The sequence below is a fragment of the Psychromonas sp. CNPT3 genome (assembly GCF_000153405.2).
In the GTDB taxonomy this organism is placed as follows: Bacteria; Pseudomonadota; Gammaproteobacteria; order Enterobacterales; family Psychromonadaceae; genus Psychromonas.
This window is the reverse complement of sequence record NC_020802.1, coordinates 2,698,851-2,720,965: the sequence shown is the minus strand read 5'-3', so window position 1 is coordinate 2,720,965 and position 22,115 is coordinate 2,698,851. Positions and strand designations below refer to the sequence as shown.

The 22,115-nt window shown below is 36.5% G+C and carries 20 protein-coding genes; 14 read left to right on the top strand and 6 right to left on the bottom strand.

Annotated elements, in window-relative coordinates; translation table 11 throughout:
• Nucleotides 1-91 precede the first annotated feature (91 nt).
• Genes PCNPT3_RS13600 through PCNPT3_RS11990 form a run of 3 tightly spaced genes read left to right on the top strand, consistent with a single transcriptional unit; the run spans nucleotide 92 to nucleotide 7,843 of the window.
• Nucleotides 92-3,970 carry an ATP-binding protein gene (locus PCNPT3_RS13600; RefSeq protein ID WP_015466124.1) on the top strand — a complete coding sequence of 1,293 codons (3,879 nt, stop codon included), beginning with the start codon at nucleotides 92-94 and terminating at the stop codon, nucleotides 3,968-3,970.
• A gap of 47 nt (nucleotides 3,971-4,017) precedes the next feature.
• Nucleotides 4,018-5,985, top strand: coding sequence for an NAD-binding protein (locus PCNPT3_RS11995; RefSeq protein WP_015466123.1), 1,968 nt, complete (start codon nucleotides 4,018-4,020; stop codon nucleotides 5,983-5,985).
• Entirely contained in the window at nucleotides 5,975-7,843 is a 1,869-nt protein-coding gene (locus tag PCNPT3_RS11990) for a hypothetical protein (RefSeq protein WP_015466122.1), read from the top strand. Before PCNPT3_RS11995 ends, PCNPT3_RS11990 begins: the two co-directional genes overlap by 11 nt.
• Before the next feature lie 20 nt (nucleotides 7,844-7,863).
• On the opposite strand, the gene PCNPT3_RS11985 is transcribed toward PCNPT3_RS11990, so the two are convergent.
• A complete protein-coding gene (locus PCNPT3_RS11985; protein WP_015466121.1) occupies nucleotides 7,864-8,061 on the bottom strand; it encodes a hypothetical protein in 198 nt (65 codons plus the stop codon).
• 599 nt (nucleotides 8,062-8,660) lie between these two features.
• Between PCNPT3_RS11985 and PCNPT3_RS11980 the strand changes: the two genes are divergently transcribed.
• The 5 genes from PCNPT3_RS11980 (at nucleotide 8,661) to PCNPT3_RS11960 (ending at nucleotide 12,235) form a co-directional block, all read left to right on the top strand.
• Complete coding sequence (locus PCNPT3_RS11980; RefSeq protein WP_015466120.1) at nucleotides 8,661-8,921, top strand: hypothetical protein; 261 nt, start codon at nucleotides 8,661-8,663, stop codon at nucleotides 8,919-8,921.
• A 189-nt stretch (nucleotides 8,922-9,110) separates the two neighbouring features.
• The gene (locus PCNPT3_RS11975; RefSeq protein ID WP_015466119.1) at nucleotides 9,111-9,683 is read left to right on the top strand and encodes a hypothetical protein; all 573 of its coding nucleotides are present in this window, start codon (nucleotides 9,111-9,113) and stop codon (nucleotides 9,681-9,683) included.
• Nucleotides 9,684-9,747: 64 nt separating this feature from the next.
• On the top strand, nucleotides 9,748-10,440 hold the full coding sequence (locus PCNPT3_RS13595; RefSeq protein ID WP_015466118.1) for a metallophosphoesterase: 693 nt from the start codon (nucleotides 9,748-9,750) through the stop codon (nucleotides 10,438-10,440).
• Between the two features lie 83 nt (nucleotides 10,441-10,523).
• Nucleotides 10,524-11,111: an ECF-type sigma factor gene (locus tag PCNPT3_RS13590; RefSeq protein ID WP_015466117.1), complete on the top strand. Its 588-nt coding sequence runs from the start codon at nucleotides 10,524-10,526 to the stop codon at nucleotides 11,109-11,111.
• On the top strand, nucleotides 11,108-12,235 hold the full coding sequence (locus tag PCNPT3_RS11960; protein ID WP_015466116.1) for a serine/threonine-protein kinase: 1,128 nt from the start codon (nucleotides 11,108-11,110) through the stop codon (nucleotides 12,233-12,235). Before PCNPT3_RS13590 ends, PCNPT3_RS11960 begins: the two co-directional genes overlap by 4 nt.
• On the opposite strand, the gene PCNPT3_RS11955 is transcribed toward PCNPT3_RS11960, so the two are convergent.
• Entirely contained in the window at nucleotides 12,218-12,403 is a 186-nt protein-coding gene (locus PCNPT3_RS11955; protein WP_015466115.1) for a hypothetical protein, read from the bottom strand. The two genes, PCNPT3_RS11960 and PCNPT3_RS11955, sit on opposite strands and share 18 nt — an antisense overlap.
• A 166-nt stretch (nucleotides 12,404-12,569) precedes the next feature.
• On the opposite strand from PCNPT3_RS11955, the gene dusA reads away from it, so the two are divergent.
• On the top strand, nucleotides 12,570-13,571 hold the full coding sequence (gene dusA, locus PCNPT3_RS11950) for a tRNA dihydrouridine(20/20a) synthase DusA (protein WP_015466114.1): 1,002 nt from the start codon (nucleotides 12,570-12,572) through the stop codon (nucleotides 13,569-13,571).
• 102 nt (nucleotides 13,572-13,673) lie between these two features.
• Complete coding sequence (locus tag PCNPT3_RS11945) at nucleotides 13,674-14,273, top strand: DUF4136 domain-containing protein (RefSeq protein ID WP_015466113.1); 600 nt, start codon at nucleotides 13,674-13,676, stop codon at nucleotides 14,271-14,273.
• A gap of 200 nt (nucleotides 14,274-14,473) precedes the next feature.
• Here the strand turns inward: PCNPT3_RS11945 and panM are convergent, their stop codons facing one another.
• The 3 genes from panM to gpmM form a co-directional block, all read right to left on the bottom strand.
• On the bottom strand, nucleotides 14,474-14,896 hold the full coding sequence (panM, locus tag PCNPT3_RS11940) for an aspartate 1-decarboxylase autocleavage activator PanM (RefSeq protein WP_015466112.1): 423 nt from the start codon (nucleotides 14,894-14,896) through the stop codon (nucleotides 14,474-14,476).
• Between the two features lie 358 nt (nucleotides 14,897-15,254).
• Nucleotides 15,255-16,475 (bottom strand): murein hydrolase activator EnvC family protein, encoded by a 1,221-nt coding sequence (locus PCNPT3_RS11935; protein WP_015466111.1) that lies wholly within the window; start codon nucleotides 16,473-16,475, stop codon nucleotides 15,255-15,257.
• 99 nt (nucleotides 16,476-16,574) lie between these two features.
• Nucleotides 16,575-18,104 carry a 2,3-bisphosphoglycerate-independent phosphoglycerate mutase gene (gpmM, locus tag PCNPT3_RS11930; protein WP_015466110.1) on the bottom strand — a complete coding sequence of 510 codons (1,530 nt, stop codon included), beginning with the start codon at nucleotides 18,102-18,104 and terminating at the stop codon, nucleotides 16,575-16,577.
• Nucleotides 18,105-18,468: 364 nt separating this feature from the next.
• Here gpmM and PCNPT3_RS11925 point away from each other — a divergent pair, with 364 nt between their 5' ends.
• From PCNPT3_RS11925 to gpsA, 4 genes are all read left to right on the top strand, one after another.
• A complete protein-coding gene (locus PCNPT3_RS11925) occupies nucleotides 18,469-18,897 on the top strand; it encodes a rhodanese-like domain-containing protein (RefSeq protein ID WP_015466109.1) in 429 nt (142 codons plus the stop codon).
• Nucleotides 18,897-19,151, top strand: coding sequence for a glutaredoxin 3 (gene grxC, locus PCNPT3_RS11920; RefSeq protein ID WP_015466108.1), 255 nt, complete (start codon nucleotides 18,897-18,899; stop codon nucleotides 19,149-19,151). The genes PCNPT3_RS11925 and grxC overlap by 1 nt, the downstream gene beginning before the upstream one ends.
• 109 nt (nucleotides 19,152-19,260) lie before the next feature.
• Nucleotides 19,261-19,737 (top strand): protein-export chaperone SecB, encoded by a 477-nt coding sequence (gene secB / locus PCNPT3_RS11915; RefSeq protein ID WP_015466107.1) that lies wholly within the window; start codon nucleotides 19,261-19,263, stop codon nucleotides 19,735-19,737.
• A 14-nt stretch (nucleotides 19,738-19,751) separates the two neighbouring features.
• A complete protein-coding gene (gene gpsA, locus PCNPT3_RS11910; protein WP_015466106.1) occupies nucleotides 19,752-20,759 on the top strand; it encodes an NAD(P)H-dependent glycerol-3-phosphate dehydrogenase in 1,008 nt (335 codons plus the stop codon).
• Nucleotides 20,760-20,841: 82 nt separating this feature from the next.
• Here the strand turns inward: gpsA and asd are convergent, their stop codons facing one another.
• On the bottom strand, nucleotides 20,842-21,954 hold the full coding sequence (gene asd / locus PCNPT3_RS11905) for an aspartate-semialdehyde dehydrogenase (RefSeq protein WP_015466105.1): 1,113 nt from the start codon (nucleotides 21,952-21,954) through the stop codon (nucleotides 20,842-20,844).
• Nucleotides 21,955-22,115: the final 161 nt, after the last annotated feature.

Genomic DNA, 22,115 nt, shown 5'->3' with positions numbered 1-22,115 from the left:
AATAGCTTTCGATAACGACTATGGAAAACAATGTTATTAATACCTTTTATGCTTATGTGAAAAGGTCAATAAATACATGGGATAAGTAACAATGAACTCAAAGACTTTCAGATTATTTATAAGCTCAACCTTTAGTGATTTCAAGCGAGAAAGAGAAGTTTTACAAAGCAACGTATTTCCACATATAAAAAACTATGCAGCACAGCAAGGCTACACTTTTCAACCCATCGATTTAAGATGGGGTGTCAGCAATGAAGCGCAGTTGGATCAAAAGACACTTGAGCTATGTCTGGACGAAGTCAAAGCATGTAAAACCTACAAGCACCCTAACTTTTTAGTGATGTTGGGGGACCGTTATGGTTGGATACCACTTCCTTATGCTATTGAAGCGCAAGAGTTTGAAATGCTCTGTGTGCTAATGACTGAACAAGAAAAGCAAAACTTAGCTAACTGGTATTTAAAAGATCTTAACCAACTACCCGCATCATATATTTTACAAGAAAGAACCGGTGACTTTGAAGCGTTTGAATGCTGGGAAAAAGAAGAACGTAAGTTAAGACAAATTTTACAAAATGTAGCAAATAGCTCCACTCTTAGTCGAGACCAAAAAAATAAATATTTTACTTCGGCAACAGAGGCTGAAGTCAATGAGGGGATTATCTCCTATTTAAAACCAACTGACTCCCAGAAAAAATTAAAAATAAGGCCTGAGATAGATGCTGAACATGTTTTCGGTTTTTTCCGAAAAATTGATCCAAATTCAAAAGTTGCAGAAACATTTATTGCTGATGATGCTGACCAAGGGAATGCGAAAGACTTTAGTGATAGAGTGAGTGTGCTCTTGCGACCAGAAAATCGCTTACATAGAGAAGTGAAGCAGGTTGAGAAAAATAAGCTCGATGAAAGCTACTTGCAGGATTTTCAGGAAAGAGTTACTCAATTTCTTGAGTCAAAAATTGATGAGCAAAAAAAAACAGAAAGTAAGCAACCGTTACCACCTTTAAAAATAGAGCAAAAAGAACAAAAATATTTTGCAAGTAACAAACGTAAATTTTTTTTGGGACAAGAGGAGCCGTTACAAAAGATCGCAGACTATATATCAGATGATAATCAGAAACCTTTAGTTATTTACGGCAAGTCAGGTAGTGGAAAATCAGCCTTGATAGCAAAGGCAATTGAGCTGGCTGAGTTGAACTCCCCTAAAAAAGTAGTCTATCGCTTTGTCGGGGCAACTGCTAATTCAAGCTCTTGGAGTAAGTTATTAACTTCAATTTTTTCTGAACTTAAACAGTTATCAGATTCAAATACTTTATTCTCATTAGATGAAAACGAAGAAGCGTTTAAACAAATTCCACATGTTTTGTATAATTTTAATCTGATAAAAAGCGATGTTGTAATTTTTATTGATGCAATCGACCAGTTAATAAATCATGATGATTTTGAATGGTTACCAAAGCAACTACCTACTAATATAAAAGTTGTTATCTCTGTATTAAAAGATGATATATATCCCAAAGAGAATCTTGCTTATGAAACTTTAAGAGGAAAAAGTTCAACTTTGAATTTTACAAAAATGCCAGAATTTGAAAGTGGAACTCAGTTACTACTTGAGTTGTTAAGATGGGAAAAAAGAACTATTCAAGAAGACCAATTAAAATATATTGAAAGTCAGCTTAAATCAACTCGCACCCCTTTATATGCTTATATGTTAGCTCAAAAAGTTAAACACTTAAAAAGTATAGATTCAGCACCTGAGCAAGAGGTTATTACAACTAGCCAATTAACACACCTTAAATCAATACAACAAAAATCTGTAAAAGCATACATAGACAGTCTTTCTACAGTTTATCACCATGAAGCTAGTTTCATTAATCGTGTATTAGGCTACCTATTCGCCTCTCGGGATGGTTTAAGTGAAAACCAACTACTTGAACTTATTAATACGGATAAAACCTTTATAAAGTCAGTCGCTTCGGAACAGTACCACCAGAATACAACTAGTGAACTGCCGTTAATTCATTGGAGTCGATTGATTTCAAAGCTAAAACCGTTTCTTTCACGAAAGAAAGTTAATGACCAATCGGTTATGTTTTTTTCTCAGCGTGAATTTTCTGAGCTGTGTAAACTATCCCTTGTCGCTAAGGTCGAGCATGAAAGTATCATTACTGCCATTCAGGTGTTGATATCAACAAACTCAAAAAACAGTAAAATTCTAAGTTCCTGGGAAAAGCTTTACCTCAAGGTTTCGATGAATCATTACACGCTTTATCAAGATGATGAAATATTAAGTCTCTTTATGAATTTTCTTGCCTCGCAAGGCGGGAAAAGGGCACATGATCTAAAAACAATTAAATCAAGTAGCGAATTAAATAAGGTTGATGCAATTGCTTTTGCAAAGTGTAATTTTTATTACACAAAACACTTTTACTTATTAGATAAAGCTGAGCATTTTAATAGAAACGGGTACATGATGGCATTAAAAGAGTTATCAATCTCGTTTAAAAAATATGGAGAAGAAAGTAAAGCGCTAGCATTTGATCATAAAGCATATGAAATGGCTATGGATGCATATAAAAAATATAACCAATCACCAAAAGATTATTTAGGTTATGGGAATAACTTAGCCGCATCATACATTAGGTTAAATCAACTAGAGGGTGCTGAAACTATATTGAGTGATATTTGGGCAATAATAAAAGAGTTGTTTTATGGTGAATGGAATATGCCAAATGACTTGATATTATGCGACTGGAAAGACCTATACATCGTGATCGCAAATAATTTAGCAACATATTTCAACAAAATCTCTGATTATACTCAAGCACAAATATTACTTATAGAAGTAATTGACCTTACTGAAAGGCTAATCGACTCTGACCCTGAAACATACGTTTCCCGCTATGTATCAAGTTTAACAACCCTTTCAGATATATATATTCATCATGAGAGTGATGGGATTAATAAAGCGCTAGAGATTTTGACTAAAGTAAGTGTCGTGCTTGATAAATATGTTAATTTTAATGAAAACTTATTAGTTGATGAATTCATAAAAAACTGTCTAGAACTTGCGTATGTACAGGAGTTTCAACACGATTTTGAGTCTGCGTTAAGTAATCTAGATAAGGTAAAACCAGTATTAACCCAAATAATGCAGAAGGATGAAAGTAAAGCTCTAGATTCTAAATATTTAGATTATCTCGTATTGAGTTACAAAGTTAACTTTCATCTGCAATCAGCTGAGGCAGAGCAATTAAAAGATGAGGTGTTTAACTTTGTAGAAACTAAAAACCTACAAGGCGAGCAGGTAACGCGTTATCTAAATGAAATAAATAGTATGTTACCTAAAGCAAATAATGCTGGACAAGAAGGTTTTATACGAATTACTAATGCTGAAATGAATGCAAGAAATTCCCAATTAAAAGTTATCTTTTTTTGTGATTTTGAACAAGAAAATCGAATTACTAGTCATGCTAAAGAGATATTAACAAACTGTGATTTTACAGATGATACACCTTATGAAATTGTAACTATTTACAATGATAAAGAGTTAAGTTTTGCAGAAATGATTATTGAATCTAAGTTAGAGTTACCCTCTTTAGTCTATTTTTTTGACGGTAGTGTGGAGTTCATTCGTTCTATAGAAAACATAAGTACTACTAATATAAAAGCGACGTTAGAGCATTGGTTGGATTTGAGTGTATACGTTGCTGATAATGAAAATTCAAATCAAGTAGACTTTAAACATTTTCTCAACGCTCTTAGTTATATTGAACTTGATACAAAGTGGAAAAATTTCTTTGATCAGTTGTTTGAAACCGATACAGGTAAGTTACCATTCAAAACTAATTCTGAGAGTTGTATTGAATATGCAAAAAGTATTTCAGATATTGGGATCACTACTGATTGCCATAATTTTCTTCTTGATTTCTCTAAGTTATTAAACGATGAGTCGATGGGGCACCTTAGATAAGTACCCAAGAGATAAATATCATTCATTTGAATAAATTTAGGATCGTTATGAATAAAAATACCACTAAAAAATCCCCAAGCATTGTTTATTACTTGCTAGAAAATAAAGCCATTACCATCGGTACGGTATGTATATTAGCTTTTATATTGAAGCTTGGGCTTGCGTTGAGCTTTTCTGCTGTAGGTGGGATTTCTGATTCAATCGGTAAAGCACTAGAGTTTGCATCAATTGTTTCTGCTTCTGTAATCGCTGTTTTAATCTTTTTTAAAGATGCGGTAAACCAGCAAATAGTTAAGGCCATATTACAAAAAGAGCACGTCACTGTTTTTGGCCTTGGTGAATTTAATCGTGCGTTATTAAATAGTGAAATGGCAGCCAATAATCCTCGTTATGTGATTTTTGAGAAAAACAAACAAAATGACAAACTAGATCTATTTAGAAAGTTTGGTATGGGGGTAGTAGCGGGAGATGTTTTTAACGATAAAAAGTTAGCAATATTAAACTTTGAAACGATGCAGAGTGGCGTTATCGCTTTAGGTAATGACCGTTTAAACGTTGAATTAGCCACAATCATTATTGAGCAATATAAACAAGATAAAAGATCAACTCCGCTAAAATTGGTTGTGCATATTATTAACCAAGATTTGAATGCACTTTTCCACCAAAACTTTATTAATCCCAATAACGCTAAAAATGAAACACTTCAATTAGACATACAAACGTTTTCATTTTATGAAGAAGCTGCGGAAACATTTTTTAAAGATAATTTTGTCGATGGAGCAGGGCGTGAAATCATCGATAGCGATGAGGAATATCATATCGTGGTCGCTGGTGATGGAGAGCTTGCGCTTAATCTAATAAATATAACCGCTAAAATTGCTCATTTACCTAACGAAAACAAATTGACTATTCACTTAGTAGATAATCAGGCATCTGCTTTTAAAGAGAAGGTCATTAAGCGTTATCCTGGTATCTTAAATGTGCTTGCTCTAGAGGCCGTTAATTGTGACCGTCAAACGCTTTCCTATTTTGAGAATGATGCCTTATGGTTTAAAGATAACTTAACCCATGTTGTTGTTTGTTATGACGATGAAGGGCGAAACCTGAGTATTGCTGCTGATTTGTTTAATAAAACATATTTGGAAAAATCAGTTGATGAGACATTAACAACGCGCATCAGTTTTGCTAGTTTCAATAATTATAATATGAGCAAAATTATAGATGCTGACAAAGGGAGCTTTAAACAGTTTTATACCTTTGCTGATGTAAAAAATATTTGTACTCGTAAAAATGTATTAGATGAACAACATGAGTTAATTGCAAAGCTTATTCATAAGGGGTACGCAAACAAGTATAAGCCTGAAATGCTACCAGATCTAAATGATCCTAATGTTCAAACTGAAATTAATACTGGATGGTATAACACCGCAAATTTACACAAGAAATTATCTAATAAATCTCAAAGTTTACATATTGATATGAAGTTAAAAGCTTTGGGGTTAAAGAAAGTTAAAGTTGACGGAGTAAGCTCTGAAAAACTTCTGATATTAAATCAGGAGCTATTTAAACCAATTATATATTCCAACAGTGGCGATCTAACGGAAGATAAAATTATTGAGTACTCATTAGAGTTAGATAAATGTTATGCAGATGAGGACTATGAGATTAAATACTTTCCAACTGAATATATCTGTTTGTTAGAAAAGCTTATTCGGGCAGAGCACAATCGTTGGAACGCATTTCATTATTTAAATGGCTGGAAGTATAGTGATATTCCAACAAAAAATGACGAAGAGAAAGACAATAAGAAAAAGAAAAAGCACCATGCTTGTTTAAAACCTCTTGCAGATTTTACTGAGCCAGAACTCCAATTAACAATAATTTATGATCTCTATTCTATTTTGTATATTCCCAATTATTTAGCAAATGCAGGTTATGAAATTAAAGAATGTAGTGTGAATACACATGCAGAACCAATTCTTAACGGAAAGGACAAAACGTTTAATGCCAACTAATAAACATTCTATTTCAACTGCTCTACCATTTATTATTGGCGTCACAGGACATAGAGATATTGCCGAATCACTTGATGTGCCACTCAATACAGGGCTTAAAAGTGATATTCGTGCTTCTCTGGAATATTGGCATCAACGTGTCGGTCATAATTCACCTATTTGGTTATTGACGGGCTTAGCCGCTGGTGCTGATCTACTCGTTGCTGAAGTGGCTCTTGAACTACAACAGGAATGGGGAGAGGGGGAAATAAAAGTAATCGGTTGCTTGCCGATGCCTGAAGCTAATTATAAAAAAGACTTTGAGAATTTAGCTTATGCACCTAATGCTCCGCAACAGTTACAAACTATTTTAGATAAAATATTTCATTCAAATAATGAAATACTCGTTGTGAAAAATGCATTAAGTCCGGAGCAAGAACAATTCGCATGGTTCGATACTGAGTATGGCGAACTGAGAAATAGCTTATATATAAACCAAGGTTTATTTGTTGCTAAATACTGTAATGTATTATTATCTCTTTGGGATGGGTTACAAGCAGTCGGCGCAGGCGGGACTGCTGATGTCACCAACTTCAAACTTGGTGGTTCTATTGGGTGGCCAGAACACACGCACAATCAATCCTTGAGCCCAATATCAGATTTTGATGGTCAAATTGCAGGATTAGTACATCATCTGCATACTCAACGTTATCGACATCTATCCGCTGAGCCTCCCTTAGAAAAGAGCAATTTTGCGAATAATTTTACTCTTTCTTCTTGTGAACAGCCACCTACAATTGGCGCTCTCTACGATAGCATTCAAGGTAATGACCAAAAGACGGAGCAATTAGCTTATTTTATTTCTGAGGAATTTTCTCATTTATTAAGTGATCTCTCGACATATAATGAGATGGTTTGTAAATCAAAAGAGAGTATCACCTCTGCTACAAGGGAAGCCCTTAATACGAGTGAAGGGATCTTTAACTGTGCAGACAAAATTGCTAAAAAATATCAAAAACAGTATCGAAAAACTGTCATCACCTTCTTTTTAATCGCATTACCTGGCTTTATTTGTTACGAATTGGTGGGAGGTTTTGTTAACTCTGAGTTAGGTGGTGGGCTTGTATTAACTATTCTTTTGGCCATTTTGCTAGGGGGAAGTCTCATACGCTATGCCGCCCGTAATGACTTAAAGTGGAAATATCAACTTGCACGGGGTGTTGCAGAGGCAATGCGAATTCGAAGGTGTTTAAATTTAGCCAATGTTCCCCCCTCTTCATCTCCATTAATTCCAAGAAGATACCGAGCACATCTTACATTGCTCAATCACGCTATAGTCGTTGCTGAACTTGATTGGTGGCGTGGTGATTTTCAGTTTACACAAGAAAGTGTTAACACCGAATGGATTAACTCTCAGCGAACGTTCCTCCAAAAAAGATTATCAAATACAGCAGGTAACATTAACGAATTTCTTTATGATAGGCCTCAGTTTGCGGCCAATAAAATAGCATTATGGGCAAAAAGGTGTTTTTACGTAGCCATTTTTAATGGCTTTTTATTATTACTATTGATGGCTATTCAATATTTTATTGATATATCCCTATTAAGTGAATTTAATCAATGGTTAATGGCGCTTGTACAATATAGCTTGATGATCGGTGCTGTGATTGCTTTATGGCGAGAACTGGCTGGTTATGAGTCAACGGCAAAAGGCTATTCAAGCCTAGATAAGTTATATGAACGAGCTCAATCTCTTCTCTCGGGACCTATGACGCCATCAAAACAGCAAATGCTATTAGACTTAGCAAAAGAGGCGATGTATGAGCATGTTAATTGGACCGTGTCTGAGATGAATAATGATTTAAAACATAAAAAATAATATTTTAAATCATTGTTAATTTATGCTGTATGAGTATTGATGATTTTTTTAAAAGTACCTGTATTAACGATATTTTTGGCTTGTTCGTAACCATCAGCTTCAGGGCTCCCATCCGCTGTATGTTGTATTTGTTCTATTATTATACTCGGTACTTTAGTCATTCCAGGAATTTGTTCAAACCTAAAATCTGTATGTTCACAATATAGATTATAAAGCATTATGCTATTACTTTGACCTAGACATATTATATCCTGCTGTAGAAAAGTATGGTGTGGATATAATGCGGCGTATATGCAGCCTAAATCAAAAGAACATTTAATGATAAATATTCTTTAAGGAGTGCGCGTACTCATTTAATCACTCACTTTATATGTTCATCGGAGATAATTATTGGATATATTAATTAAATACCTAATGGCCTCGTTTAAATGTTATTTCCTGATGATATCTATCCCGGTTGCATTATGGTGCGTTTATAAAGTGTGTTCATTGATTACCTGGTTAGAATTTTTATCTAAAGGAAATATTTCAAAAATTATCATTTAAATATTTCATTTTAACCTTATATTTTCAGCATGTTACTGATGTTAGTATTTTATATTAATTCAGTACCATCCTCTTTAATCTCATTTCTTAGATAAAAAATTGCGTAAACAATTCATAGTTATGTCACTGCGCTGCATGTCCCTTTTCGGTATTATTATCCCATTAGCAAACTTGCTAAGTAATTTAAAAGCTTAAATTATTAAGGGTCAATGATGAAATTTTTTTAAATAACAAGTGTAAATTAATCCTATCTACTGGCTTCGTTGCATTAATGTTAACAGGCTGTGGTTCATCAACTCAAGAGGATCAACTTACTTGGCTAAGCGGATGGGATAGCCAATATGAAGCAAAAATAAAAATGATGAATGTTTGTTATAAAGAAGCGGGTGTACATAAAGACACGAAACGCATATCTAAAAGCCAACAAGAGGTGATTAATAAGTGTGAGTTTGTCTATATCACTGAGCAGGCTGATAACGATGGTATTTCACTTGATATGGAAACCTTAAAAAATAACGTGATGCAGTTCTAAATATGGTTATCAAGAGCCAAGGCCTGACTGTCATGGTTTTCTTGAAAATAAATTTATCAGTAAGTTGCGTAAATCTAGTCTGTTTACGTCACCTGAGCATATTATCAATTAAGTCGTGAGCTAACGTTAATAAGTCTCGCGATTAAAAATTATATTAATGACGATTTAATATTAAAAGGAAACCCTATTATGACCATTAAAAGCAGAGCGGTTGAAATGGTGAATGAAGCACAAAAACGAGCAGAGAATTTATCAACAGAGTTGAAGCAATCACAGACGCTGGATAAGGCAAAGGCAGCTTTCGATGAAACAGCAAAAAGGGTATTAAAAGCAGATACATCAAGTATTAAGTTAATGAACTTCTTTGCGGTGTGTAGCTTATGTGGTTTGATGTTTAGTAGTCTATTTACGTTCGGTGAATATTGGGGACATTCATTTTCATTAAGTGAATCAACACCCGCATGGCTCTATATTATTGCAATTGTGACACTTTGCAGTTACTTGCTTGGTGCAAAGAAATCTGTCTCTCGCGGTTTGATCTTCGTGTTGCTGGTGGCAATTGGTTGGCGTTTTTATGGAGTAATTTCTGAATCGGTTATTCATACTTCAAGTCGTAGCAGCGAAAATTATAGTTTGCCTATCGATGAGGTTGGTTTTGGCTTTTATCTGTTTATGGGGAGCTTGCTGATGGTTATTGTTACTATGCTGAAACCTGGTTACCAAGCTAATACTCTGTTTTGGGAAAAGCTCATACAAAAATAAATAGAGACTCTGATGTGAGTTGCCATCAAAGGATGTTGATTCACCTTTATTCATGGAGACTGTCATGCAATTTAAACCACGCAAGCAACATGTTTATAGTGCCCTTAACCGTGTCGGTAACGATTATATTGTCGGGGATATTCACGGGCAGTTGAAGCAACTTTTTAAGCAACTGGCTTCTCTTAAATTTGATTTTAAATTAGATAGGTTATTTTGCACTGGTGATTTAATTGGTAGAGGAAGCGACAGCATTGGTTGTTTAAATTTATTAACTGAGAAGTGGTTTTATTCGGTAATGGGAAATCATGAGCAACTTTTTATACTGGGATTTAAATCATCTAAATTTTGGGACCATTTAAAATCAGACAACGGGCAATGGTTAACCGACAACTTAGATCGCTTTGATCTGCTGATGCGTTGGAAAACGCTGATTGAAATAGCGATGCCATTAACGCGTACCATTGCGGTGAATGGCTTAACAGTCGGTGTGTCACATGCATCTGCAACGCGTGATTGGTCGACATTACAAAGCGGGACTTTATCGGACGATGATATTTGGCAAACCTTATGGAGTCGCCCGTTGACAGAAAAAGGGGGCTGTTTAACCATTAATTCTGTTGATTATGTTGTACATGGGCATACACCCGTGTTAACTGTTGTTAAAGTGAATAACCGCTTTTGGATAGATACTTACTCATCAGTTAATAAACTCTGCATACTTAACCTTAATGAATTGAGCATTAACGAGATAAGTTAACATTAATAGTTGGAATGACTAGAAATAACCAGAGAAATAGATGATGATTCATTTTATTAACGATGAATATCAAGGAGTGTTAGGTGTCGATAAAAGAGTTAAATAATGCAACTGAATTATTGATTGGTTGGCAGAATAGGGATGAAAGCAAAAGTAAGGAGTTTCTTGAGTACGCGTATCAAGATATTCGTGCAATTGTGGCTAAATATCTGCAAAAAAAACAACCTAACGAAACTATTTTACATGATGCCTCTATTACTGAGCTTGCTAGTGAGTCGATCATCAAATTACATCGCTGGCGAAATGATGAGTTACCCTTTGAAAGTCGTCACGATTTTTTTGATTATATTCGCGTGTCTGTTTGGCACCTTTTATTTGGTAAACCTCACCAATCATTCGTTAATAAACAACAGTCAAAACGAGACTTTTTAGCCTCTGAAATAACACAGGTTACGGGGCATCAACCTAATTGGGATGAGAGTATTGATCTTGTCAATGCATTAGACCTTCTCCGTGAAAACCACCCTAGGCAGTCGGAAGTTTTTGAACTAAAAAACTTTGCCATGATCTCACATCAACAGATTGCAGATATGCTGTCGATATCGACTCGAACGGCGGATAACGATTTAAAATTTGCAGTTACTTGGTTAAGAGTAAAGTTAGTAGAATGATAGATATTGTCACTTTGTATATAGAGCTTTCTAGTTTAAGCCCCGTTGAGCAACAGTTACAATTATCTAAGCTTAAAAACATCGACTCAGTTAAAGCTGATGAGTTAGAAAGGATGTTACAGGTTGATGATATACCTCTCTCTAGTAGTGAATTAATCTCACAGCAGGTAACAATCTCAACGCACGCGTCATGGCAATCATTCATCGGCCAGAAGGTGATGGGGTTTAGCATTAAACGTTTACTTTCGGACTCTGGTGGAATGGGATTGGTTTTCCATGCAGAACAAACTATTTCTAACCCGTCTCATACAGAAAATGAAATTCATAAAGCGGCAGTTAAAATCCTGCGACGTGACAAGTTAAATAGTCACCAACGAACTGCGATGTTTTTTAGTGAAGCATCAAGTTTGATGGCATTAGATCATCCCAATATTTGCAGTATTTATGGTGTATCTGAAGTATTAGATCATGCTTGTATTGTTATGGATTATATCGATGGTGAATCCTTAGATTTATGGCTAGCTAATAGTAAGTGCAATCAGAAACAAAAAATAGATGTTTTTATGCAACTTCTCGAGGCTGTGTGTTATTTGCATCATCGAGATATTTATCATGGAGATTTAAAGCCACAGAATATTATTATCAACCACCAAGGTCATTTGGTATTGATAGATCTTGGTCTGGCTAAGAAGTTTAAAACGAGTGCTAAAGTTGATAACAGGGAAACCATTAAAGCATTCTCAAAGAATTGGAGTGCACCTGAGCAAATGGCAGGAGAACACTGTGAAGCGATGTCGGATGTTTATTCATTGGGAGCGATCCTGTTTTACCTTTTAACTAGCAATCAGCTTGAGCAAAGAGATTTGCAAAAAATTAGCAATAAAGAGTTACAGGCAGTGTTAAGTAAAGCGCTTTCTGTTAAGCCTGAAAATCGATATCAAGATGCTCTCCAATTCCGACGTGTATTGCAACAATATCAGACCGGCTTTCCCATAGATGAATATTCCATGACCCCCGCTTATCAGTTCAAAAAACTTATATTTAGGAAACCATTTACTTCTCTTTCTTGTTTGCTAGCACTGTATTCAGTTATTAGTAGTGTATTGCTATTTGCTAAGCTGTAAAATATCGAATGGAATGAGATTTTTCAGGTGATTTAAAACAAGTATTTTTGTTTTAAATGTTTTAGAGAGTCTTTCAATCACTTTGCCTTCGTGCGTTTGCTGTATTTTTGCTCGGTGGCTAATATTGCCTGTTTTACCAACTCTTTTTTCAATAATTACAGATGCCATGTATAATACTTTCTATTAAACGCTATGTTAGTAATGGGATCATAAATAACAGCTTGGGATCGATTTGGGGTGTTATTTGGGATCATTTGTAATGAGAAATATAGCAAAACAACACATAATAACAAACTTCGATTTAGAGTTATCGCAGTTTTAGGTGGTTAAGTCATTGATTAATAGTAAAGAAAATAAAAAACACGTTTCAAATAGATTCTCTGTAGCTCCGATGCTTGATTGGACGGATAGACATTGTCGTCATTTCCATCGTATTTTGAGTAAAGAAACCTTGTTATATACAGAAATGGTAACAACGGGTGCTATTTTATATGGCAAAGGGGATTACCTGCAAAAAGGTGATGCTGAGCATCCTGTCGCTTTACAATTGGGTGGCTTTGCTGCCGTTGATTTAGCAAAAGCTGCGCTTGCGGGCAAAGAGCGGGGTTATGACGAGATAAATCTAAACATAGGTTGCCCTTCTGATCGCGTGCAAAATGGACGTTTTGGTGCCTGTTTAATGGCTGAGCCAGAGCTCGTTGCCGATGCGGTTGCCGCCATGCGCGATGCGACAGGTTTGCCTATTACAGTCAAAACGCGTATTGGTATTGATGATCTCGACTCGTATGAATTTTTATGTGATTTTATCTCTAAGGTGCATGCTAAAGGTTGTGATAACTTTATTATACATGCGCGTAAAGCGTGGTTAAGTGGACTTAGCCCCAAACAAAATCGTGACGTCCCACCTTTAGATCATGATCGTGTTTATCAGCTGAAAAAAGATTTCCCACAATTAATGATTGCCATTAATGGCGGGATAAAAACCTTAGATGAATGCAAAACACACTTACAACATTTAGATGGCGTCATGCTTGGGCGTGAAGCGTATGCTAATCCCTATTTATTAAGTCAGGTAGATAAAGCGCTATTTGGCTGCACAAAAAAACCGTTAACGCGTTTTGAAGTCCTTGAACAGATGTATCCCTATATTGAGCAACAGCTTAGTAATGGCTCTTATCTGAACCATATGGGAAGACATATGTTGGGATTGTTTCAAGGTTTACCGGGCGCGCGTGCGTGGCGTCGACATTTAAGTGAGAATGGTCACTTACCGGGCTCTGGTATTGAAGTGATGCAAAAGGCAGCTTCTTTTGTAACGGAAGAGATTGAAGTATAAAACTAATATAAAAACAAGAGATCAGGGTTTTAATAAATAGAGTGCATTGTTACTTTTTGAGTTAGTATCAATGCACTATTTTAGATGGAATTGAGAGGCTATATGTTTAAAAAATATTTTATATACATTTGCTTGCTGGCTTTGTTTGCATGTTCTTCGCCAAGCAATGATGTTGCCCCTGTGAGTCAGAAGTCACCTGAAAAAACACAAAGATTAACCGTGGTCAGTAGTGGTGATCCTGCACAAGTATTGCCTGCCTTTAACACATTTTCATGGGATGACAGTTATAGTTACGTTTTATCTGCGTCTGCAAACAAAAATCAAAATGAGATAAGAGCCTACCTGCAAACTGAAATAATTAAATATTTAGCGACTAAAGGCTATGTTTATGAAGCGGACAGAGCAAAAGCCGATATGGTTGTAGGCTTTTTATTTGCACTTGAAAATGATGTAGCAGATGCAAAAATTGAACGTAAATTTGGATTGTTACCGCATTTAAACAGCGATGCGATAAAAGATGTTCGCTATGAAAAAGGCAGTTTCTTATTATTGTTATTAGATCCTGATTTACAAAAAGTATACTGGCGCTCTGCGATACAAGGTTTCGTGAATTTAGATGGCCCAAATGGCATGACGGATAGCCAGCGCATGCAGTGGATTTTAAAACTAATGATGGGACGCTTCCCTATTGCAGGAAGATAATATTAAGCAGTGTAATGGATAAGGGTATACCAATGGAATTAATTAATTGAGCATGTATTGCGCAGGAAAAATTAGCACTACTAAGGCATGAGTTGCAGGAGATAGTTGTCTCACTTCAAAACTCATAACGCAGGTAGGGATAATTTCAACAAGCAAGACGGATCACTTTTTTAGTTCCTTTGGTATTGAACTGCTTCTTTTTAGATCTGTTTAATATATATATCGGAAATATTCTGATAACCGGCAGCTTGTAGAAAAAGAGCGACACCCGCTTGCTCTTGTTTCGGAAAGTCTTCTAACGTTAACGCGACTTCTTGTACTGATTGTATTTTTAAATGTTTTTCAACTTCACGTAATAAATTAATACCTACCCCTCTACGGCGAGTAAGATCTCTGATGCTTAATAAACTGAGGCAGGCTTTATTACCCTCTACTTTTACCTCAACCGCGCCCAAATGACGTTCATTAAAAAGAGTCACATATAAGGTACTATCTTTGTTTTCAATGAGCGCCGTAAGTGCTTGTTGGGTAAGTTTATCTGCGTCGAAATAAGGTTGATAAATCTTGGCAAGATCAATTAATAATTGCGCAGATAATAAGGCGGAAGTAACGGATAAACGCATAATATGGACTCTTTATTGGTAAGCTAAGAATGTGTGCATTACATTTTTTAAGTGTAAATTTGTGGCATCTTAGTTGGCGCGAGTAAATCCTTTGAGGCATCAATCAGCTGGGATTGTATTTTTTAGACAATGCATTGTGTAAAAAATTAATGTTTCAGGATACGGGGCACTGGGATGATCACATTTTTCGTCTGCTAGTTTAATCGTGATTTTATAAGGTTGCAACATCGACTCTGCTTATTCAAAAAAAAGAGTGTAAGTTAATGGATATAATAGGCTTCAATTTCGCTTTTTACGCCTATATCTCAGAGAGCCAAAGTGTTTCTCTTTGCGCTCTCATTATCAATTTAGTTCGTCTTTATTTTTGTAGCCATCTTAAAGGATTTTGTGCTTTTCCCTTATAAGTAAGTTCAAAATAAAGACTATTTCTCTCTTGCCCACCACTGTGGCCTGCCAATGCAATATTATCACCCGCAAAAACGGTCTCTCCTGTTTTATAGAGCAGTGCTTGGTTATACGCATAAAGGGTAATGTGGTCGTCACCATGTTCAAGGGCTATTACCATGCCGTAACCTTTAAAGTAACCCGCAAAAAGAACCCTTCCAGAGGCAACCGCTTTGACTTTTTCGCCCTCATTCGCGGAGATAAGGATCCCTTTCCATCTTATTTTTGCGCTACGCTTACTGCCAAAGTGGGCTAATACTTTACCTTTGATAGGCCATTTTAATTTACCTTTAAGCTGATCAATCGGTAACTGTTTTTTCCTTTTATTTTTAGCCCTTTCTCTCTCTTTTTCTTTGTTGGCTTGTATGCGAGCTTGTATACGCGCTTGTGTTTTTTGACGTATTATTTTCTCTTTTTTAAGCTTTGTTTTTAGTGCTCTTTCTGCGCCATTGAGTTTGGCAAGCTGTGAACGTTGATAATTTAAGTCTTTGTTTAATTTATTTAAAGCGAATTGTCGTTTATTTTTTTGTTGTAATAGCGTCTTTTTTGTTTTCTTTTGTTGTTTATCTAGTGCGTAAAGATCATTTAGCGATTGTGTGACATCCGCTCTGTTATCTATTAATTGCTCTTGCGTTTTTTGTAGTGTATGAAGACTCTCTAAGCGGGCTTCATTAAGATACTGATAATAGGTTTTTGCACGCGTAATTTTACTGATGTTTTCTTGATTGAGTAATAATTTAATAAAATCATGTTGGCCACTCATATAAGCGCTGAGGAGTAGTTTTTGTAATAGTTTTTGTTGTGTCTTCGTGTCTTTTTCTAATTTCTGGATGTTTTTTTGTAGATCACGTAAGTGTCGTTTTTTCTTTATTAATTTTTTTTGTGTTTTTCGCTCGATGAGAGCTGCAGAGGCCGTTCTTTTTTCGGCACTCGCGACTTGATCTTCTAAACGTTGCTGTTGCTGTTTTTGTTTAAGACTTTGTTGTGTTGTTTTTGTTATTTTTTGTTGTAATCGTGATAAATCGTTACTTGCCCAGCTTGTGGAAACAGGGAACAATAGAAGTAAGAATAAAAACAAAGATTTGTAAGCTTGTCTTTTTTTTCCGAAAGGCTGTTTTGGGTATTGATCTATCATTAATTTTATACACTTATCCAATAAAAAGTCAGTATTTAGAAATTTTAACAACTTTTCAAAATAAGTTGAGTAAAAAAACTAAATACTGTGTTGTCGCGTTTATTTTAATGAAATAAGAGTTTTACCCGTCATTTCACTTGGGATCTCAAGATCCAGTAATGTAAGTATTGTAGGTGCAATATCACATAAACGTCCATTTTCTGCCATTGTCGCTTCACGACCGACATAAATAAAGGGAACGGGTAAGTTAGTGTGCGCAGTATGTATTCCACCAGTGTTAGGATCAATCATTTGCTCCGCATTACCATGATCTGCAGTTATCAAACATTCGCCATCAACCTCTTTTAATGCAGCAACGACTTGTCCTACACAAGTGTCTACCGCTTCACATGCTTTAACGGCTGCATCGTACACACCTGTATGGCCTACCATGTCACCATTTGGATAGTTACAAATGATCACATCATATTTTTGGCTACGGATAGCGGTGGTTAATTTTTCAGTAAGCTCTTCAGAGCTCATCTCTGGTTGCATATCATAAGTTGCAACAGCAGGAGATTTGATCAAAATACGATCTTCACCTTTAAATTCATCTTCAATGCCGCCATTAAAGAAAAAGGTAACGTGTGCATATTTTTCAGTTTCTGAAATACGTAATTGTGTTTTGTTATGATCAGCTAACCATTCGCCTAACGTATTTTGTAATGATTCACTTGGATAAGCGGCAGGAGCAACAATATCATTTGCATATTCAGTGAGAGTTGCGAAAGTTATTTTCGGTGTTGCTGCGCGTTCAAAGCCACTAAAATTAGCATCACAAAAAGCATATGAGATCTCACGTGCACGATCAGCTCGGAAGTTTAAAAATAACAGCGTATCGCCATCTTCAATTGGCGCGTTTTCACCGATAACAGTCGCTTTAACGAATTCATCGTTTTCATCGCGCGTATAAGCTGCTTTTAAGCCCGCTAATGCGCTTTCTGCTTTATAATCTGCTTTTGATAATGTCAGTAAATCATAAGCTTCTTGTACACGTTCCCAACGAGTATCACGATCTAATGCATAGTAACGACCAATGATCGTTGCGGTGCGGCCAACGCCAAGTTCTTTATACTTATCTTCAAACTTTTGTAATGTCAGCGCTGCACTACGTGGTGGCGTATCGCGACCATCTAAAAATGCATGTACAAATATTTTTTTAGCGCCACGTTTTGCAGCTAACTCAATAGCAGCTAAAATATGCTCATCAAAGCTATGTACGCCACCCGGAGATGCAAGCGCCATAATATGAACGGCTTTATTTGCTTCGACAGCTTTATTGATTGCTGAAACCAAAACGTTATTTTCAAAAAAATCACCATCTGCAATAGATTTAGTGACTTTAGTTAAATTTTGGTAAACGGTACGACCAGCACCAATATTGGTATGGCCCACTTCAGAATTACCCATTTGTCCATCGGGTAAACCAACATCTATGCCAGATGCTGAGATATGCGTATTTGCATAATCTTTACACAATTGGTCAAGTATCGGAGTGCGTGCATTTGATACTGCGTTATCAGGCATATCAGGGCGGTATCCCCAACCATCCATGATCAATAATACAAGTGGTTTTTTAGCAATCGTCATATAAAGCCTCTTTCTGATAAAAAATAAAATATTAATGAGGTTGATTTTACTACATTTGAGAGGCTTGTCACTGTACAGATCAATATCTACTTAGATTCATGAAAAATTTATAAAGAGAAGATAAGATAAAATGTGTTGTCCGTTCTTTTTATTGGGCCATGTTTATCTGTCTGGTACTTTAAAACTTTTAATAAAGCACGCATTCGTATCATTGATAAAGGTATCTTGGTTATTATAAAGGCCTCACTGTTTCAATCTTATATAGAGAAGCTAACTCCAATTTGGCTTGTTGATTTTGCATCTTGAAGTATCATGGGTATACTAACCTCCAAATTGTTTTTTACTTATAGAGATGAACTTTACTATGCAAGAATATATAGACTTTTTTTCACGTAATATGATGTTATCTGTTGCTTGGTTGGCTATTGCTGGCATGTTCTTACACCACGTTTTTAAAGAAAAATTTAGTGGTTTTAAAAATATAGATAGACAAGATGCGACGCTTTTAATTAATAAAGAAAATGCGATTGTTGTCGATGTTCGTGAGCCTGCCGATTATAAAAAAGGCCATATTGTACATGCAAAAAATATAACTCAGTCACAGATTGATGACGGAAAATTAAGCATGATAGAAAGTCACAAACAAACGCCTATTATTGTAGTGTGTGATTCAGGACTACGCTCAAAAGCTAGCGCGATTAAACTCGCAAAAGCAGGCTTTACTAATGTTAATAATCTTGACGAAGGCATGAGCGGTTGGGTTTCTGAAAACCTACCTGTGATCAGAAAATAATGGTAGCAGTAACTATATATACGACGCCTTGGTGTCCATATTGTATTCGCGCATTACGTTTATTAGATAATAAAAAAGTGCAATATACGCAAATCGATGTTTCTGATCCCACTGAGCGTGCAAAAATGCAAGCGCTAACGGGTGGACATACAGTGCCTCAAATCTTAATAAATGCACAGCCTATTGGTGGTTGTGATGAGCTTTATGCTTTAGAGCATGAAGCAAAATTAGATGCGCTTTTAAACGCATCATAAAGGCTTTTCAGCCAAGCATTCTGCATCACAAGGAAGCGAAATGCTTAGGCGCCGTGTATCAGTAATTGAGCATATAAAATTTAATAATTAAAATAAATAAGGGATGAACATGTCAGAGCAACAAGCAGAACAAATTGAATTTAATATCCAACGTGTCTATGTCAAAGATATTTCTTTTGAATGTCCAAATTCTCCAGCTGTGTTTAAAAAGGAATGGGTACCTGAAGTTTCAATGGATATTGATACTAAAAACGTAAAATTAGAAGATAACGTTTATGAAGTCGTGTTAACGCTAACAGCAACGGCAAAAATCGGTGAAGATGTGGCATTTTTGTGTGAAGTACAACAAGCGGGTATTTTCACTGTCGGTAATTTAGAAGGCGCACAAATGGCGCATTGTTTAAATGCTTTTTGTCCTAACATTTTATTCCCATATGCACGTGAGACAATCGCAAGCCTTGTTACACGTGGTACATTCCCACAATTGAATTTAGCACCTGTTAATTTTGATGTGTTATTTCAAAATGCAATTGCTCAAAAACAAGCAGAAGTTGAATCTGCAGAAAGTACTAAATTAGACTCTTAATAAGTAGGTATTAAATGGCAGATCAAAAAGCCATTACAGTATTAGGTGCTGGCTCGTACGGCACAGCCCTTGCTGTATGTTTGGCTAGAAATGGACATTCCACATTGCTTTGGGGACATGAAGCAGATCATATACAGCGTTTGCAAGAAGACAGAGAAAATAAAGCTTTTCTTGCCGGGATCTCTTTTCCTGAATTATTAACAGCAGAAGAAAGTCTAGAGGTGTGTTTAGCCTCGACAACCACTGTTTTATTGGTGGTTCCTAGTCATGTGTTTGGCTTGGTTTTAAAACAAATCAAACCGTTTTTAACGGCGCAGCATCGTATTGCTTGGGCAACGAAAGGCTTAGAAGCTAAAACAGGGCGATTATTACAAGAAGTCGCCAGGGATGTGTTAGGTGATGCGCATCCTTTAGCTGTGGTATCTGGGCCTACTTTTGCGCTTGAAGTGGCAAAAGGTTTACCGACCGCGGTGGCAGTCGCAGGGACGCAAACTCAATTTACACAAGATATTGCAGACTTATTGCATAATAAAAGTAATTTTAGAGCTTATGTCTCGGATGATTTTATTGCGGTGCAACTCGGTGGCGCAGTTAAAAACGTGATTGCCATTGGTGCGGGTCTTGCCGATGGTCTTGGTTTTGGCGCAAATGCGCGTACTGCTTTGATAACGCGTGGTTTAGTTGAGTTAACGCGTTTAGGGGTTGCACTTGGCGCGCAAGAGTCTTCGTTTATGGGGATGGCAGGTTTAGGTGATTTGGTCTTAACATGTACCGATAATCAATCGAGAAACCGTCGCTTTGGCTTAGCGCTAGGGCAAGGTAAAGGGATTGATGAGGCGCAAGAAGAGATAGGGCAAGTAGTCGAAGGTTATCGAAACACTGAAGAAGTGTATAATCTTGCTAACAAGTTAAATATTGAAATGCCAATTTGTGAGCAGATTTATTATGTTCTCTATCAAGGTAAAGGTGTTAAAGAAGCCGCGATTGATTTACTCGCTCGTGCTAAAACCGGTGAAAGATAATATGTCTTAAGTGCAGAACTGCTGCATATCACATAATAAAAAGGCGCTTTTAAAGCGCCTTTTTTAATCTAATACGTTTATACTATTTTACTAATAAAATATTAAGCATACGTCGTAGTGGCTCTGCGGCTCCCCATAATAACTGGTCGCCCACGGTAAATGCACTAACGTATTGTGCGCCCATGCTTAATTTTCTTATCCGCCCAACTGCAATGTTTAACGTGCCACTTACCGCCGCAGGAGACAGCTCTGCAATAGAAGCTTCTCGTGTATTGGGAATAACCTTCACCCACTCATTATGATCGGCGAGTATTTTTTCAATCTCTAAGATGTTGATATCTTTTTTTAGTTTCATGGTGATAGCTTGGCTATGACAACGCATTGCACCAATACGTATGCATAAACCATCAATCGGAATAATCTCTTTATTTTTACCTAAAATTTTATTCGCTTCAACTTGTGCTTTCCACTCTTCTTTACTTTGACCTGAGGGCATTTCTGCATCGATCCAAGGGATCAAGCTACCTGCAAGTGGGCTACCAAATTGCTGGGTAGGTAATTGATCGCTACGTAAATGCTCGGTGACTTTTCTATCTATCTCTAAAATGGCAGAGGCAGGATCGCTGAGTTGCTGGGATACACATTGCTCAATAGAGCCCATTTGTGCAATTAATTCACGCATATTTTTTGCACCCGCACCGGATGCCGCTTGATACGTTTGTGGTGCAACCCATTCAATAAGATCTTTGGCAAATAAGCCACCTAATGCCATCAGTAATAATGAGACGGTGCAATTCCCACCAACATACGTTTTGATGCCGTTTTGTAGGCCTTCTTGTATGCTTTGGTTATTGATAGGATCTAAAACGATTAAGGCATCATCGCGCATGCGCAGTGTAGATGCTGCATCTATCCAATATCCGCTCCATCCTTGAGCGCGTAATTTAGGGTAGATCTCATCGGTATATTCTCCACCTTGGCAGGTTACAATAATATCCATTTTAGACAAACTCTGCAGTGCATAAGCATCTTGTAGCTGGATTTCTTTTTGGCCATGGTTCGGGGCCTTAAGGCCTGTTTGAGAGGTGCTGAAAAAAACAGGCTCCATGGTTGAAAAATCATTTTCTGCTGACATGCGCTGCATTAATACTGAGCCAACCATGCCTCGCCAACCAATTAATCCTACTTTTTTCATCATTTTTAATCCTTTATTGTTAGCTTATCAAATTAACGGCACTCTTTTTCAGCGTTCTTTATGGGCGTTTATCATTCGATTAATAGGCTCATAAAGCCCTAGAGAAAAGGGCGAAGCTTTTCAATTTAGCATTAACTCGTTTACTCTGGCTAGTCTTTTGC